The sequence below is a fragment of the Gordonia hydrophobica NBRC 16057 genome (assembly GCF_001592365.1).
Lineage (GTDB): Bacteria > Actinomycetota > Actinomycetes > Mycobacteriales > Mycobacteriaceae > Gordonia > Gordonia hydrophobica.
In genome coordinates, this window is sequence record NZ_BCWU01000003.1 from 79,184 (window position 1) to 95,291 (window position 16,108).

General features: G+C 66.5%; 15 protein-coding genes. 4 read left to right on the top strand and 11 right to left on the bottom strand.

The annotated features are described in order from the left end of the window. Nucleotides 1-16: 16 nt before the first annotated feature. The 6 genes from GH2_RS06165 to GH2_RS06190 form a co-directional block, all read right to left on the bottom strand. A complete protein-coding gene (locus GH2_RS06165) occupies nucleotides 17-1,939 on the bottom strand; it encodes an ABC transporter permease (RefSeq protein ID WP_066164565.1) in 1,923 nt (640 codons plus the stop codon). Then, nucleotides 1,936-2,658, bottom strand: coding sequence for an ABC transporter ATP-binding protein (locus tag GH2_RS06170; RefSeq protein ID WP_066164567.1), 723 nt, complete (start codon nucleotides 2,656-2,658; stop codon nucleotides 1,936-1,938). Before GH2_RS06170 ends, GH2_RS06165 begins: the two co-directional genes overlap by 4 nt. Next, nucleotides 2,655-3,431: an ABC transporter ATP-binding protein gene (locus GH2_RS06175; RefSeq protein ID WP_066164570.1), complete on the bottom strand. Its 777-nt coding sequence runs from the start codon at nucleotides 3,429-3,431 to the stop codon at nucleotides 2,655-2,657. The genes GH2_RS06170 and GH2_RS06175 overlap by 4 nt, the downstream gene beginning before the upstream one ends. 133 nt (nucleotides 3,432-3,564) lie before the next feature. Continuing rightward, on the bottom strand, nucleotides 3,565-4,281 hold the full coding sequence (locus tag GH2_RS06180; RefSeq protein WP_066164572.1) for an SDR family NAD(P)-dependent oxidoreductase: 717 nt from the start codon (nucleotides 4,279-4,281) through the stop codon (nucleotides 3,565-3,567). A gap of 24 nt (nucleotides 4,282-4,305) precedes the next feature. Then, complete coding sequence (locus tag GH2_RS06185) at nucleotides 4,306-4,839, bottom strand: 2,4'-dihydroxyacetophenone dioxygenase family protein (RefSeq protein WP_066164577.1); 534 nt, start codon at nucleotides 4,837-4,839, stop codon at nucleotides 4,306-4,308. Between the two features lie 41 nt (nucleotides 4,840-4,880). Continuing rightward, nucleotides 4,881-5,930, bottom strand: coding sequence for an alcohol dehydrogenase catalytic domain-containing protein (locus tag GH2_RS06190; protein ID WP_066164580.1), 1,050 nt, complete (start codon nucleotides 5,928-5,930; stop codon nucleotides 4,881-4,883). A 223-nt stretch (nucleotides 5,931-6,153) separates the two neighbouring features. Here GH2_RS06190 and GH2_RS06195 point away from each other — a divergent pair, with 223 nt between their 5' ends. The 4 genes from GH2_RS06195 to GH2_RS06210 all read left to right on the top strand — a co-directional run bounded on the left by GH2_RS06195 (nucleotide 6,154) and on the right by GH2_RS06210 (nucleotide 11,278). Continuing rightward, entirely contained in the window at nucleotides 6,154-6,765 is a 612-nt protein-coding gene (locus GH2_RS06195) for a TetR/AcrR family transcriptional regulator (protein WP_066164583.1), read from the top strand. 89 nt (nucleotides 6,766-6,854) lie between these two features. Next, on the top strand, nucleotides 6,855-8,462 hold the full coding sequence (locus GH2_RS06200) for a helix-turn-helix domain-containing protein (protein ID WP_066164586.1): 1,608 nt from the start codon (nucleotides 6,855-6,857) through the stop codon (nucleotides 8,460-8,462). A 178-nt stretch (nucleotides 8,463-8,640) separates the two neighbouring features. Next, nucleotides 8,641-10,140: an aldehyde dehydrogenase family protein gene (locus tag GH2_RS06205; RefSeq protein WP_066164589.1), complete on the top strand. Its 1,500-nt coding sequence runs from the start codon at nucleotides 8,641-8,643 to the stop codon at nucleotides 10,138-10,140. Between the two features lie 28 nt (nucleotides 10,141-10,168). Beyond that, entirely contained in the window at nucleotides 10,169-11,278 is a 1,110-nt protein-coding gene (locus GH2_RS06210; protein ID WP_066164591.1) for an NDMA-dependent alcohol dehydrogenase, read from the top strand. A gap of 139 nt (nucleotides 11,279-11,417) precedes the next feature. On the opposite strand, the gene GH2_RS06215 is transcribed toward GH2_RS06210, so the two are convergent. The 5 genes from GH2_RS06215 to GH2_RS06235 form a co-directional block, all read right to left on the bottom strand. Next, the gene (locus GH2_RS06215) at nucleotides 11,418-11,921 is read right to left on the bottom strand and encodes a flavin reductase family protein (protein WP_244885321.1); all 504 of its coding nucleotides are present in this window, start codon (nucleotides 11,919-11,921) and stop codon (nucleotides 11,418-11,420) included. Nucleotides 11,922-11,953: 32 nt separating this feature from the next. Beyond that, nucleotides 11,954-12,781 (bottom strand): mycofactocin-coupled SDR family oxidoreductase, encoded by an 828-nt coding sequence (locus GH2_RS06220; protein ID WP_066164594.1) that lies wholly within the window; start codon nucleotides 12,779-12,781, stop codon nucleotides 11,954-11,956. Between the two features lie 136 nt (nucleotides 12,782-12,917). Further along, a complete protein-coding gene (locus GH2_RS06225; protein WP_066164596.1) occupies nucleotides 12,918-14,576 on the bottom strand; it encodes an FAD-dependent oxidoreductase in 1,659 nt (552 codons plus the stop codon). 4 nt (nucleotides 14,577-14,580) lie between these two features. Beyond that, a complete protein-coding gene (locus tag GH2_RS06230) occupies nucleotides 14,581-15,339 on the bottom strand; it encodes a crotonase/enoyl-CoA hydratase family protein (protein WP_066164599.1) in 759 nt (252 codons plus the stop codon). Next, nucleotides 15,336-16,100, bottom strand: a complete 765-nt coding sequence (locus tag GH2_RS06235; RefSeq protein ID WP_066164602.1) for an SDR family NAD(P)-dependent oxidoreductase — start codon at nucleotides 16,098-16,100, stop codon at nucleotides 15,336-15,338. The genes GH2_RS06230 and GH2_RS06235 overlap by 4 nt, the downstream gene beginning before the upstream one ends. Nucleotides 16,101-16,108 lie beyond the last annotated feature (8 nt).

The window sequence follows — 16,108 nt, forward strand, 5'->3', positions numbered from 1 at the left end:
GCGGTGAATAGGGGCCTCACGCGTCGACCGCCGTCGGTGCGGGTGTAGCCGCGGGCGTGGAAGTGATTGCTGCGGGAGGCGGCGTTCGGAACCGTCTGACGGCCCAGCCGACTTGTTGCCTGACTGCCAGCGCGATGCCGTCTGGTTGGACGACCGCATTGATGATCAACATTGCGCCGGAGATGATGATCCACCACTCGGAGATGGCATCGACCGAGGTCAACGCCACATAGAGCACGCCGCCGTTAGCGATGACACCAGCGGTCAGCGCACCGTAGACCGTGGCGATGCCGCCGATGTAGGCCAGCGCCAGCAACATGATCGACGCGATCGGTGCGAAGCGGGTGAACGCCACTGCCCCGAGTTGATAAGCGAGCATGCCGCCGCCGACGCCCGCCACGAAGGTCGAGAGGCCGAACGCCTGCAGTTTGGTCATCTGGACATTGATGCCCGACGCTGCCGCCGCACGCTCGTTGCTTCGAACAGCGAGCATCCGTCTCCCCAGCGAACTCATCCGGATGTTGAGGACACCCGCCATCAACGCCAGGGTCACCACGAGCGTCACGATCCCGAATCTGACCGGATGCGCCACCGAATCGAGCGACCAGCCGAACAACGACGGGCTCGGTACGTGACTGCCATCGGCGCCACCGGTCCACGACGCATTCCCGAATAGGAAGCTCGAGACGGCGACAGCGGCGCCGAGCGTGACGACGGCGAGGCTGATGCCGCGGACCCGCAGGGAAGCGAATCCGATGGCGACGCCGATCGGCACGACGATGACCGCGGACAAGATGATCGGTACCGGGAACGGCAGCCCAAGATCCTGACCGAGCTTGGACACCGCGAAGGCTGCCAACCCGGCGAACGCCATCTGCATCAGTGAGATCTGCCCGGTGAACCCGGTGACGACCACCAGTGACAGCGCCAGCATCACCATGATCAAGCTGGTCACGATGCCGTCGCGATACGTGTTGCCGAGCAGTACCAAACCCAGCACCGTGATCGCTGCAACGGCGGCAAGTGGTGCCGCTCGGCGTCGTACCGCGGGCGCGAGCGGCAGTCGAGATGTCTCCCGTGCACCGCGTCCCGGAATCAGCTGTCCGGTCACGACCATCACCACGACGATCAGCACGAACGGCAGCGCGTCGTTGATCCCCGGTTGGGTCCAGAACCGAGTGAGCAGCGACTGGGCGGCACCGATGGCGAGGGCCACGGCCACGGTGATGCCGAAGGAGTCGAATCTGCCAACGAGCGCTGCGGCCAAGGCCGGCACCACCAGCAAAGTCAGGGTAGAGATGTTGAGCGCGGCGATCGGAGCGAACAGGACACCGGCGAGTGCTGCGAGCATGCATCCGAGAGCCCAGTTGGCGGCACCGATCGCGTCCGGAGAGTAACCGAGGAGCGCGACGCCTCGCTCGTTGCCGGACGCTGCTCGCGTGACGATGCCGAAACGGGTGTACCGGTACGCAGCCCACAGCACGACAGCCAGAACGATCGCAGTCCCAGTCAGGTACACGCGGTCGATGCCGAAGTTCATCCCGAGAATTCGGATGCTGTCGACAGGAAAGATCGGTCGCGCGACGACGGTCGGCACCTTCCACACCTGCGTCGCGACCCCCTGCAGAAGCAGCATCAGGCCGAGTGTGGCGACGATGCGGGCCAGAGCCGGCGCTTGCCTCAGCTGCCTCATGACCACCGCGTAGAACAGCGCCCCGCCGATACCCGCGGTGATGATGCAGGTCAGCGCCGCCGTCAGCAGGGGCGTTCCATTGCTCGTTGCGATGCCGAAGTAGATGGCCGAGCATCCGGCGATCGCGCCTTGCGCGAAGTTCACGGTGCCGGTGCCCTTATGGATCAACACGATGCCGAGCGACAGAAGCGCATACACGGCGCCGGCACCGAGACCGAGAATCGGGAAGAGAATGAGGTCGTTCATCGAACCGGCTCCTCGACTAGGTAGCTGGCTCGCAGCGTGGTCTTGTCTGCGAGGAGGTCTGCCGAGTCGCCGGACAGGGCGATTCGACCGTGATTGAGGACGTAGGCGCGGTCGGAGTGCTCGAGCACCAGGTCGACGTGTTGTTCGACGAGAAGGATCGCCGTGTCGAGTTCCGCCGCAATGGTGCGGATGGTCGGCAGCATCTCCTGCACCACGAGCGGGGCCAATCCGAGGCTCAGTTCGTCGATCATCAGGACCCGCGGGCGCGACGCCAACGCGCGGCCGACCGCGAGCATCTGTTGCTCGCCGCCGGACAGTTGCCCGGCCGGCACCGTCAACTTGGGTCGCAGCGCCGGAAAGTACTGCAGCACGAGGTCTTCGGTCTCCGAGCGCAGATTCCGCGACACCCGTGCGAGCTTCAAATTCTCACGACACGTCAGGTTCGCGAACACCGAGCGGTCATCAGGCACCAGGACCACGCCGTTGCGCGCCTGCCGATAGGGCCTGCCCGCCTTCACCGGCTCGCCGAGTGCACGCACGACGCCGTGGATCGACTTGAGAACCCCGGCGAGAGTGAGCAGCGCGGTCGTCTTGCCCGCGCCGTTGCCGCCGAGCAACGCGACCACCTCACCCGGATCGACGTGCAGGTCGACGCCTCGAAGAACGGGAACTCCGGCGTAGCCCGATGTCGCGGCGGACAGTTCTATTGCATGGGTCATCGGACCGCCTCCGCCGTGTCGATGTCTTCGCCGAGGTAGGCCGCCACCACGGCGGGATCGTTGCGCACCTCATCAGCGGTCCCCGAGGCGATCAATCGACCGAAGTCGAGAACGTTGATCCGTTCGCACACGTCGAGGATCAGGCTCAGATCGTGGTCGACCAACAGGATGGACACACCACGTTCAGCGATGCTCTGCAACTGTCGCCCGAGGACCAGGCTGGCGTCGGAATCGAGTCCGGCTGCAGGCTCGTCCAGCAGCAGGAGCGCAGGCTCGGTCGCGAGCGCCCGTGCGACGCTGACAAGCTTGCGCTCGCCGAGCGACAGATCCGGCGGGTAAGCGTCCAGGTGAGCAGTCAATCCGACCAGGTCAAGGACCTCTTCGACGGCGCTCGACAGCATCGTCGAGGTGCGTGGACGTACAAATTCCACGATCGGCGACCACCACCGTGCATTCTCGGTCGAGACGAGGACGTTCTCAGCGACGGTGAGATCCTCGAACAGTTCCAGACTTTGAAAGGTGCGGCTGACTCCAGCCGCGACCCGGGCATGGGCGGCCAGCGGAAGGACGTCGATGCCTCCGAGCTCGACCTTCCCGGAGGCTTTCGCGTATCCGGTCACCGAGTCGATGAACGTCGTCTTACCCGCTCCGTTGGGGCCGATCAGGCCGGCGAACTCGCCGGGTTCGACAGTGATCGATACCGAGTCGAGTGCGAGCACACCGCCGTATCGGACGGTGAGATCTTCGGTGCGAAAGGCACCAGGTCTTGTCATCGGGGCCCCTTTCAAGGGCAGCCGCCATCGCGACATGGGAGAGATACGTCGAGGCCGACGGCCGCGACACGAGAAGAAGCAACCTGGGCCCTGCACAGTCAGCTGACTGTGCAGGCCAGGTTTCAGCGACCGGTCAGACGGTCAGATAGCCACCGTCGACAGGGAGCACGGCTCCGGTGATGAACGCGGCGTCAGGACCGGCGAGAAAGGCGATCGCCCTGCCGATGTCATCGACCTGGCCGATCCGGTTGAGAGGAGTCCGATCGAGCAGGCCCGCGTACACCTCCGGTGCCACGTCGCGAGTCTTCTCCAGCAACGGGGTCTCGATCCACCCGGGCGCGACCGCATTGACTCGCACGCCGTGAGGTGCATAGGTCTGGCAGAGCGATTTGGTGAGTTGGACGATGCCGCCCTTGCTGGCGGCGTACGCCGGACTCACCGACGAACCGAATACGCTGTACATCGACGCGATCAGGACGATCGAGCCACCGTCTTGGAACAGCAGTTCACGGGCAGCATGGCAGCAGCGGTGCGCCGCCAGCAGGTTCACATCGATCACTGCGGCGAACCCGACCGGATCCTGCTCGTCCTCGCCGAGCGAGATCCCGGCCGCGGGCACCAGGATGTCCAGCGAGTCGAGGCCGGCAAAGAACGCGGTGACGGCGTCACCGTCGGTCACATCGAGTTCGCTGACGGTGACTCCCGGGATCGCCTCCACACTGGCTGCGCCTAAACCGACCGCGTGCACAGTGGCACCCCGCTCGGCGAGAAGCCTCGCCGTACCGAGCCCGATGCCGGAAGTGCCTCCGGTCACGACCGCGACGCGGCCGACGAGTGAGTTATCAGTCATCTGGATCTCCAGGGATCGTCGGCGTCAGCGACGGAACAGCTCATCGTTGATCTTGAGCCCGTGGTCGCGGCAGTACTCCTCATAACGGTGGATGTTGTAGAAGGTGTCCTCGGTGAGTACGACATTGTCGTCCTCGTCGTACCAGTCGATGGACCCGTTGAGGACGAAGAACGTCTCGAAGCCGTCGGGATTGACCGAGCGGAGGGTATGGATTACCCCGGGGCTCTCGACGACCACGTCGCCCGCCGAGGCTTCCCAGTCGTACTCCTCGTACCCCCAGCTCCCACGGACGGTATAACCGAGGACTCCCGACCGGTGCTTGTGGCGACCGAGCACACCCGGACCGTCCGAACGGACCATGGCGCCCCATTGCCCGAGGCGGACGTCGAACCACAGGTAGCGGGCCCACATGCCTTCGGAGCCTTCGACGAACATCCACGGTGAGTACGCTTCGTCGGCCGGGGCATAGATGTCGTTGAGCTGGTAGCGGAGCGCGACGTCGTTGAGGGCGTCCTTCTCGTTGAGGGTGATGGCGTCGGCGTCGATGTGAAGAGACATGTGCGGAGTTCCTTTCGGGATTCTTCTGGGGTGACTGGTGGTCAGAGTGGTTTCGGAGTGATCAGGATCTTGGTGGGTCCACCTGCGCGGAGTTCGTCGAAGGCCTCGCAGACGGAGTCGAGCGGGCGTGTCTGCACCCAGCCGTCGGGGTCGTACCCGCCGGCGGCCATCTCGGCGATCACCGCTCGGAAGTCGTCGTCGGTGTACGTCGACGAACCGTGAACACTCACCTCGCGGTAGAGCAGGCTCGTTGGATCGAAAGCTGTCGGACCTTCGTGAATTCCGAGCACCACCACCTGGCCTCGCGGCCCGAGCGCGGAGATCGCCTCCGTCAGGACAGCGCCGACGCCCGCCGCCTCAACGGCCACGTCGAGGTTTCGGCCATCGAGGACATCGACGACGGCCCGCTCTCGCGGATCGAACACCTCGGCGCCGTGGCGGGCGGCGACCTCCCTGCGATCCGACGAGAGGTCGCAGACGAGAATGTCGGAGACGCCCGCAGCGCGCAGAGCGAAGAGCGCGCCGAGTCCGATCGGTCCGGCTCCGCCGACGAAGGCGACCTTTGTTGAGGAATCCACTACGCGGCCGACACCGTGCCGGGCGACCGCCATCGGCTCGACCAAGGCGCCGCTGAGCAAGCTCACTTCGGCTGGCAGCCGAAAGGCCATCGACGCCTTCACGACGGTCGACGTCGACAATCCGCCGCCGGGGCCGCTCAAGCCATGGAACGCTAGGGACGCACAGACATTCGGCAATCCGTGCGTACAGCCGACGCAAACTCCGCAACTGTAGGTGGGTCGGACCGCGACGCGGTCACCGACAGCCAGGTCCGTGACTGCAGAGCCCATCGCCACGACCGTCCCGGAGAATTCGTGACCGAGGACGACGGGCAGGCTCTGCCCGGTCAGTGGATGCGCGCCCACGGGCGTCACCGTCTGGTGTGCGAAGTACTCGTGAAGATCCGATCCACAGACGCCGCAGTAGGCGACGTCGATTCTGATCTCGTCGACGCCCAGGTCCGGAAGCACGATCTCCTCGATCCGGAGGTCGCCGACTCCGTAGTACACCGCTCCGCGGTCCGCACTCGCCATCACTGTCCGTTCTTTCGTTAACCAAGTGATCGTTCGCTTTGTCGATCGGAACGCTACTGTGACGCACGCCTCGTGTCAACAGTCACATCTCAAGGGGAGACTCCAACTATTGCCAGCGCAGGACGACTAGAAAGCGCTCAACGACTGCAGAATCTCGGAACCGGCAGACAAGGAGAGTATGCTTAACCAAACAAACGTACGGATAAATTACGAGAGAAGAACCATGCAACGCACGCGGACACGAGACGGCAGCGGGCGGATAGTCGTCGTCGACGCAGCCATCTCCTGCTTCACGGAACGCGGATACCACGCCACGACGATGCGTGACATCGCGTCGGGCGCCGGGATCACTGTGGCGTCGATCTATCACTACTACGCGTCCAAGCAGGAGATTCTGCAGGACATCATGACGACGACGATGAAGGCCACGATCGAGTTGACGCGCGATGCAGTGCTCGATGCTGGGAGCTCCCCGGCCGACCAACTGTCCGCCGCGATGTACGCGTGGGTCATCTTCCACACCACCCGTCAGCCGGAAGCCCTGATCGGCGCATCCGAGCTCCGGAGCCTTGAGGACGACGGATTCCAGACGGTGACATCGCTGCGTCACGAGCAGGAGATCATCTTCAGGTCAGTGATCGAACGCGGCGTCCGCGTCGGCGACTTCCACACCGCCCATCCCGGCGAAGCCGCCCGCGCCGCGCTCGCCATGGGCGCGAACATTTCGTCGTGGTACCGAGCCGACACCAAACTCAGTCCCGAAGAACTCGCCGACCGCTACTGCGCACTCATCCTCGGAACAGTCCGGGCCTCCGACGCGATCGGTTCCGCCTGAACTCACTGCCCATCGGAGCGAGGGTCCAGGCACCGCCGCATCGCGCCCGACTCATCGACGCTCACCGTAATCCATGTCACAGTAGTGGCGTGACCACCCAGCTTCCGCACCGCGATGTCATCGCCGCATCGTGGCGGCGCGTGCGCTCCACCGGCCTCGCCCCCGACGCACGCCCGACCCCGATCCTCACCGACGTCGCCGCCGCAGATCCGCTTCTCGACGCCGCGCGACCGGTCCTGGCTCGGGCCGCAGAGGTTCTCGGTGGGACCAAGACCGCGCTGCTGCTGGTCGACGATCAGAGCCGGATGGTCGCGCGCGTCTCGGCCGATGCGACGCTCGAACGACGACTCGCCGACGCCGGTGCGGTGGACGGTGCAGCCTTCGACGAGGAGGCGATGGGCACCACCGCGCTCGGCACCACGGCCGAGGTGCGCGGCGACGTCACGATCAACAGCGAAGAGCACTATCTGGAGCAGTTCCGGTCGCTGAGCTGCTTCGGGCGGCCGATCGTGCATCCGGCGACTCGACGGGTCGCGGGCGTGATCTGCATGACCGAGGTCGCACCGCGCATCAATCCGCTCTCGGTGCCGTTGATCCGCGGACTGGTGGACGACATCGCCGAGCGCCTGCTGAATCGCTCGCACGCCGACCATCGCGCCGTGATCGCCGCGTTCGAACGCGCCGCCCGGCGACGCGACATCGGGGTCGCCGCAGTCGGCGACGACCTCCAGCTCACGAACGCCCTCGCGGCGGGCCTGCTCGGTCCGGGCGACTTCGGCACCCTGCGGATGATGGTGCACGCGCCGTCGAACCACGACCGCGTCATCACGCTCGTCTCCGGCATCAGCGCCGACGTCGCGATCGACCGAATCCCCGGCGTGCGCAGCGCCGCCGTGTTCCGCCTTCGACCGCGCATCGAGGACGACGACACCACTCCGCTGCCCGCGCCGACGGCTCCGGCCGCATCGATCGCGATCTGCGGCGAGCACGGGACCGGTCGCACCACGCGCGCAGCGTCGCTGGTGCCCGAGAAGCACCTGCGCCTCGACGTCGCCGCCACCCTGCTCGACGGCTGCGCACCGGATGTCGCGGGCGCGATCGCACAGTCCCGCGCCGACGGTTCCGGCCTCGTCGTCGACGGCGCCGATCTGCTCGACGACCGCTCGTTGCGGCTACTGCAGGCCGCGGTCAGCGCGCACGATCCCGCCCGGCCGCCGATCGTCGTGATCTCCGAACCTGCCACGGGCGCGTCGTCGTCCCTGGCTGCGCTCCTCGCCTGCTGCCGCCATCGGGTCACGCTGCCGCCGCTGCGGCAGCGCACCGGCGAGCTCGCCGCCCTCGGCCAGCAGATCGTCGAACGGATCGATCCGCAGTTGGAGCTGGGCTCGGCCGCCGCCGATGCCCTGGTCTGCCAGGAATGGCCCGGTAACCTCACCGAGCTGTCGATCGTGCTCGAGGAGGCCGCCGCCACCACGCTCGCGCGAGGCTCACGTCAGATCACCGCCGCCGATCTCCCCGCCGAGTATCGAGGGTCGAGCCGTGCCGCCCGACTGATGGGGATGGAGCAGGCCGAACGTCAGGCGATCATCGACGCCCTCGATGCCGCCGCGGGCAACAAGTCGAGCGCCGCCAAAGCGTTGGGCGTCTCTCGCACCACGCTGTACGCCCGGATTCGGGCCCTCGGCATCGGCGGTTGAGCGGCACTCTGCCCGACCGTCCAGCACAACTGTCCACATTCTGCACACGCACACCCTCTGGAAACCAGGGATAAATGATGCACGCCGCCAGTGGCGCGCATCACACCCACCGGCGCGTACCGCATAGGCCGTTTGCCGCGGGTGCCATTCCCGCAGGTTTCCGACACAGGAGGGTCACATGACCGCCACACTCAACTCGGCACTACTTCCCGAAGTCGCTGACTTCGTCTCTCGCGACCGTCAGATGCTGATCGGCGGCCAGTGGGTCGACGCCGCGTCCGGCCGCACATTCGCCACGCACGATCCCGCGACCGGACAGATCATCACCAACGTTCCGCACGGCGACGCCACCGACATCGACCGCGCCGTCGCCGCCGCTCGCGCCGCCTACGAGGGCCCGTGGAGCCGGATGAAGCCGAACGAGCGCGAGCGTCTCATCTGGCGCGTCGGCGACATCATGTCCGAACGCGCCGAGATCTTCGGTCAGCTCGAAGCGCTCGACAACGGTAAATCCGTCGCCATCGCGACCGCCGTCGACGTGAGCTGGTCCGCCGACGTGTGGCGCTACAACGCAGGCTTGGCGACCAAGATCAAGGGCTCGGCCATCACACCGTCGATGCCGTTCGCCGGCCCCGACGCCGAGTTCCACGCGTACACCCGAAAAGAGTCCCTCGGTGTGTGCGGACAGATCATTCCGTGGAACTTCCCGATCCTGATGGCGACGTGGAAGCTGGCGCCCGCCCTCGCCGCGGGCAACACCGTCGTCCTCAAGCCCGCCGAGCAGACGCCGCTGAGCGCGCTGCTGCTGGCGCAGGTCTTCGAAGAAGCGGGCTTCCCGCCCGGCGTGGTCAACGTCGTCACCGGTTTCGGCGACGCAGGCGCCGCACTGTCGGCGCACATGGATGTCGACAAGGTCGCGTTCACCGGCTCCACCGAGGTCGGCAAGAAGATCGTCCAGGCCGCGACCGGCAACCTCAAGAAGGTCTCCCTCGAACTCGGCGGCAAGAGCCCGAACATCGTCTTCGCCGACGCCGACATCGAGTCGGCCGTCGCCGGATCGGTCGCCGCATGGATGTTCAACCACGGCCAGTGCTGTGTGGCAGGCACCCGCTTGTTCGTCCAGCGGAGCATCTTCGATGAGTTCACCCAGGCCGTCGCCGACGCTGCCGCGCAGGCCAAGATCGGTCCCGGACTCGATCCGACCACCGAGCTGGGCCCGCTGGTCTCGCAGGAGCAGTTCGACCGCGTCAGCCGCTACATCAACGAGGGCCTCGCCGACGGCGCTCGCGCCCTCACCGGCGGCAAGCGCTGGGGCGACCAGGGCTACTTCATCGAGCCGACCGTCTTCGTCGATGTGAAGCCCGAGTACTCGATCGTTGAGGAGGAGATCTTCGGACCCGTCGTCGCTGCACTGCCGTTCGACGACGAAGAGGATGTCGCACGCGCCGCGAACAACTCGATCTACGGTCTCGCCGCAGGGATCTGGACCAAGGACCTCTCGAAGGCTCACCGCACGGCCGCGAAGGTGCAGGCCGGCTCGGTCTGGGTGAATCAGTACAACGGCTTCGACACCGCGCTCCCCTTCGGCGGGTTCAAGCAGTCCGGCTGGGGACGCGAGCTCGGCGACTCCGCCATCGATCTCTACACGCAGAACAAGTCCGTCAACATCGCTCTCTGACCCGCCACTCACCACGTAAGGACCCCACATGAAGACCAAAGCAGCAGTCCTCCTCGAGGCTGGCAAACCCTTCGAGATCATGGAGCTCGACCTCGACGGCCCCGGTCCGGGCGAGGTGCTGATCAAGTACACCGCTGCCGGCCTGTGCCACTCCGACCTGCACCTCACCGACGGCGACCTGCCCCCGCGCTACCCCATCGTCGGCGGTCACGAGGGCTCCGGAATCATCGAGGAGGTGGGCCCCGGCGTCACCAAGGTGAAGCCCGGCGACCACGTGGTGTGCAGCTTCATCCCGAACTGCGGCACCTGCCGTTACTGCTCCACCGGCCGTCAGAACCTGTGCGATATGGGCGCCACCATCCTGGAGGGCTCCATGCCCGACGGCTCGTTCCGCTTCCACGGCAACGGCCAGGACTTCGGCGCCATGTGCATGCTCGGCACCTTCGCCGAACGCGCCACCATCTCCCAGCACTCGGTGGTCAAGGTCGACGACTGGCTGCCGCTGGAGACCGCCGTCCTCGTCGGCTGCGGCGTCCCGTCCGGGTGGGGCACCGCCGTCAACGCGGGCAACCTGCGCGCCGGCGACACCGCCGTCATCTACGGCATCGGCGGCCTCGGCATCAACGCCGTCCAGGGCGCCGTGTCTGCCGGATGCAAGTACGTGGTGGTCGTGGATCCGGTGGAGATGAAGCGGGATCAGGCACTCAAGTTCGGGGCGACGCACGCCTTCGCAACGGCGGAAGAGGCACAGGAGAAAGTCACCGAGCTGACCTGGGGACAGGGTGCCGACGCGGCGCTGATCCTCGTCGGCACCGTGGACGAGGCAGTGGTGTCCGCGGCGACCGCGGTGATCGGCAAGGGCGGAAAGGTCGTCATCACCGGGCTCGCCGATCCCACCAAGTTGACCGTGCACGTCTCCGGAACCGACCTGACGCTGAATCAGAAGACGATCATGGGGACCCTCTTCGGCTCCATGAACCCGCAGTACGACATCGTCAAACTGCTCCGCCTTTACGACGCCGGCGAACTCAAGCTCGATGAGCTCGTCACCCAGCGCTATTCGCTCGAAGACGTCAACAAGGGCTACCAGGATCTCCGCGACGGCAAGAACGTCCGCGGCGTGATCATGCACGCCTGACCCACCAGACCCCGCGGGTCCGTCGACGCACATGAGGTCGGCGGGCCCGCGGTTCCCATTTGAGCAGTGCCGAAACCTCGGCGCCCGAACCGACGTGAGGGGCCGATTCAGGCGCCGAGATTCGCAGACTGTCAATCAGTCACGACGGATGCCCCGGTTCCACGTCACCGGCATCGGCCGCGCGAGCCCAGTTTCCACGCGGGACGTGCGCATCGAGTACCCGACCGGCGACGGGTTCGAGCACGTAGCACGTGTGGTCGCCGCCGACGTCGACGCGGTCGAGGATCCGACCGGCGAACCAGATGCCTGCGCCGGAGAGAATCGGGAGTCCGTACGGCCCGTCGGTCCAGTCGCAGTGCTCGAATTTGTCGATCTCATCACCGGTCTCACCGGCGAACAACCGGATTAGATCCCGGTGCGCGCGGTCGACGACGTGCACGGCGAGGCAGTCGGCGTCAGCAGCCACCCGGTGTGTGTGATTGACCTGCGAGATGCCGACGAGGAAGCGCAGCGGGTCGATGCTCATCTGCGTCGCGAATCCCACGAGACACCCCGAGCGTTCCCCGCGTGCCGCTGTCGTGACCACGTACACCGCCGGGTCGACGGCCTCCATCATCGCGTCGAACGCGTCGTGCTCGGTCACGGTGGATCCCTTCGGTGGATGGTCATCACCGATTACAGCAGCATCGTCCCCATGTCGACGGCGAGCGACTGCCCGGTGACGAATCGAGACTCGTCGGAGCAGAGCCAGGTCACTGCGTTGGTGATCTCCTCGGGTTCCACCGGGCCATGTCCCATCACATTGGCCATCCAGCCGCCTGGCGCATCTCCAGCGAGGTCCGCCTCGAAGAATTCGTTCTTGATCATCGTCGTCGCCACGCCGGCCGGAATCACGGTGTTCACCCGCACCCCGTGCTGTCCGAGCACCATGGCGAAGTTGCGCATCAGCGAGAGCACGCCGCTCTTGGCCGCGCCGTAGCCCATCTGGCCTGGGTTGAGCATCTCTTCCTTGTACGCGACGCCGATGAAGCTCGACGTGGACCCGGTGATGACGATGGCGCCACCGCGATTGCGCTCGATCAATCCGGGAGTGACGGCCCGCAGCGTGTAATAGACACCGTTGAGCATGATCGCCACCGAGTCGTCCCAGGCCGCCATCTCGTGCTTCTTGGCGCCGTAACTCGCCATGACGCCTGCGTTGGCGAGGACGATGTCGATGCCGCCGAACTCCTGCTCCACGCCGGCGACGGCCGACTCCACCGCGGCCTGGTCGCGCACGTCGCATTGGATCGCCTGCACTCTGCCACCGAACTCCCGGAGTTCACGTTCGGTGGACTTCAGATCGTCGAGGGTGGAGGTCGGGTAGGCGACGGAGTCCACCTGCGCCGCGATGTCGAGGATGGCGACATCGGCACCCTCGCGCGCGAGGCGCAGTGCATGGGATCGTCCCTGGCCTCGGGCACCGCCAGTGATGAGTGCTGTCTTGCCGTCGAACCGTTTCATGATGACCTCCGCTGTCGGATGGGTGTGAGTTGAGGTGAGCTGGATGAGTCGAGGCGGCCCCGCCTCCGAGCATCATCGCTGCGACGATGCCCCTGACGATATCCGCGGGTGACGCCGTGGGGAGGCGCACTCGCCGTCACTGCTGCGCCGCTTCGAGCAGCCCTGCGAGAGTGACGATCTTTCGGCGAGGAGTGGACGTCGCCCTGCCCTTGGCGCGTTCGGCGCGGTCGATGGCCGCCCACCCGTCGGCGTCGACGACCTGCACACCCCGGGACGTCAGCAGTTCCTCGACGTCGTCCGGCGTACCGGTCGGCGTCGGTAGAACTCCGGCGCCGACGTCCTCGAGCACCGCCCGGGCAGTCTCCTGCCCGCAGAACCGATTGATTCCGATGCCGCCGGTGGCCCCCCGCTTCAGCCAGCCGGCCACGTAGTGACCCGGGATCGGAGTTCCGTCCTCGCCGAGGACCCGCCCCGTCTCGTTCGGCACCGTTCCGGTGTCGGGGTCGAAGGGCAGGCCGTCGACCTCGGTGCCGCGGTACCCGATCGACCGGATCACCAGTCCGGCGGCGATGTCGGATTCCGCGCCGGTCGATCTCACGCGGTCGGAGTCGGCCTCGAACTCGTTGCGGACCACCCGCACGCCGGTCACCGCGTCGTCACCGACCATCCGGATCGGGCTGGTCAGGTACCGGAGCACTACGCGCCTGGCACGACCGCCGGTGTCGCGCTCGCCGTACTCGCGGGCGAGACGGACCTTGGATCCGACGGTGCTGTCGACAGTCCCGTTCGCGATCTGATCCGCGACCGGCGTCGACACGGTCAGATCATCTGCGTCGATGACGACGTCCACGCCATCGACCAGACTCATCGCCAGGAACTCGGAATTGGTGTAGGCGCCGTCGGCGATGCTGCGTCGTCCAAGGACGACGACCTCGCGAATCGCCGAGGACCGGAGGGCGTCGAGCGCATGCTGTGCGATGTCGGTCGATGCCAGCTCGTCGGGATCGGTGAGGAGAATGCGCGCGACGTCCAGCGCCACATTGCCGTTGCCGATGACGACGGCTCGCTCGGAAGAAAGATCGTAGACGTCGTCGGCGTGATCGGGGTGTCCGTTGTACCAGGCGACGAAGTCGGTGGCGGCCACCGAGCCCGGCAGGGACTCACCGGCGATGCCCAGGCGCTTGTCGGTCGACGCGCCGCTGGCGTAGAGCACCGCGTGATACCGCTCGACGAGCTCGTCGTGCGAGATGTCGGTGCCGACCTCCACACCGAGGCGATAGCGGAAATTCTTCTTCCGCGCCGTCGACGCGAAGGTGCGTTCGACACCTTTGGTCGCCGCGTGATCCGGTGCCACCCCGCCTCGAACCAGACCATGCGGAGTCGGAAGCCGGTCGAAGACGTCCACCTGGATCTGCGTGTGTCGAGCCAGTTCCTCAGCGGCGTAGAGTGCTGCGGGCCCCGCTCCCACCACGGCGACGCGCACCTGCCCGTCGGGCAGTCGTGGAGTCCGCTCCGGCTTCGGAGCACCCGCGGCCACATCGTGGTCGAGATAGTAGTCGGCGTTCAATCGCAGGTACGGCTCGTCCTCCTCGGCGAGTTCGTCGTCGGGGAAGATGGCGCCGACCGGGCAGGCGTCCACGCAGGCCCCGCAGTCGATGCACGTCTGGGGATCGATGTAGAGCATCTCAGCCGTCCGGAACTCCGGCTCCTCGGGTGTCGGGTGGATGCAGTTGACCGGGCAGACGCTGACGCAGCTCGCGTCGTTGCAGCACGGCCGGGTGATCACGAAGGCCATCTGCTCAGCGTCCCTTCCACACCGGAGCTCGCTTCTCGCGGAAGGCCGTCGCACCTTCCCGTGCGTCATCGGACGACCGGATCGGCTCGTAGATCTCCCACATCTTGGCGAAGCGCTCGTCATTGCCCCAGTCACGGGCGGCGGTCCAGATCGACTTGGTGCCGCGGACCGCCAACGGCCCGTTCGCCGCTATGCGTTCAGCGAGCTCGATCGCTGCGTCGAGAGCGCCGCCCTTCGGGGTCAGTCGGTTGATCAGCCCGGCGTCGCCGGCCTGCTCGGCACTGACGAAGTCTCCGGTCAACGCCCATTCGAGGCCGAGTGCGTAGGGCACCCGTTCGGGAAGGCGAAGCAGACCGCCACCGCCGGCGAGGAGACCCCGCTTGACCTCGGGCAGACCGAACACGGCGGTCTCGGACGCGACGACCAGGTCGCAGGCGAGCACGATTTCAAACCCGCCGGCGATCGCGTGCCCCTCCACGGCGGCGATGACCGGTTTGGCGGGCGGAGTCTGCGCGATTCCGGCGAATCCTCGGCCCTCGATGGACGGTCGCTCTCCGGCAAGGAAGGCCTTGAGGTCCATCCCGGTGCAGAAGGTCTCACCGGCGCCGGTGAGGACACCCGCGGTGAGGTCGTCGGTGGTGTCGAGAAGATCCATCGCGTCGGCGATCGCCTGGGCGGTCGCGGTGTCGATCGCGTTCTTGACTTCGGGGCGGTCGATCGTGACGACCAGGACACCGCCGCGGATCTGGGTGTGAACTGTCATTTCGGGGCCATTCTGATCGCGCCGTCGAGTCGGATGACTTCACCGTTGAGCATGCCGTTGTCGATGATCGCCATCGCCAGTCGCGCATACTCGTCGGGATCTCCCAGCCGCGCCGGGTTCGGGATCTGTGCGGCCAAGCCGTCGCGGATCTCTTGCGAGAAGCGCGACAGGATCGGGGTGTCGAACACGCCGGGCGCGATCGAGTTGACACGGATCAGCTTGCGCGCCAAGTCACGTGCCGCGACCAGCGTCATGCCGACGACGCCTGCCTTCGCGGAAGCGTAGGGGATCTGACCGATCTGCCCTTCCCACGCGGCAACCGACGCCGTCATGATGACGACGCCGCGCTCACCGTCGACGGGTTCGTTGTCGACCATCCGTGCCGCCGCCAGGCGCAGCACGTTGAAACTGCCGATCAGGTTCGTGGTGATCAACGACGTGTACGTCTCCAGCGAGCCCGGTGTGCCGTCGCGTTCGACGACCCGCACGGTGCCGCCGCGACCCGCGCAGTGGACCACGGTCCGCAGCGGGGCCCGCTGCACCGCGAGGTCGAGCGCAGCGTCGACGGCCGTCGGGTCGGCGACGTCGGCGGGTCCGAACTGGACCAGTTCACCCAGGTCGGCAGCGACGTCGGCGCCCGCCGACGTCGGCAGGTCCACGATCACCACGTGGACCCCCTGTTCGACGAGTCGTTTGACGGTGGCCAGCCCGAGGCCGGAGGCGCCGCCGGTGACGATGGCCGACGAGTTCGTCAGTTGCATGTCTGTAT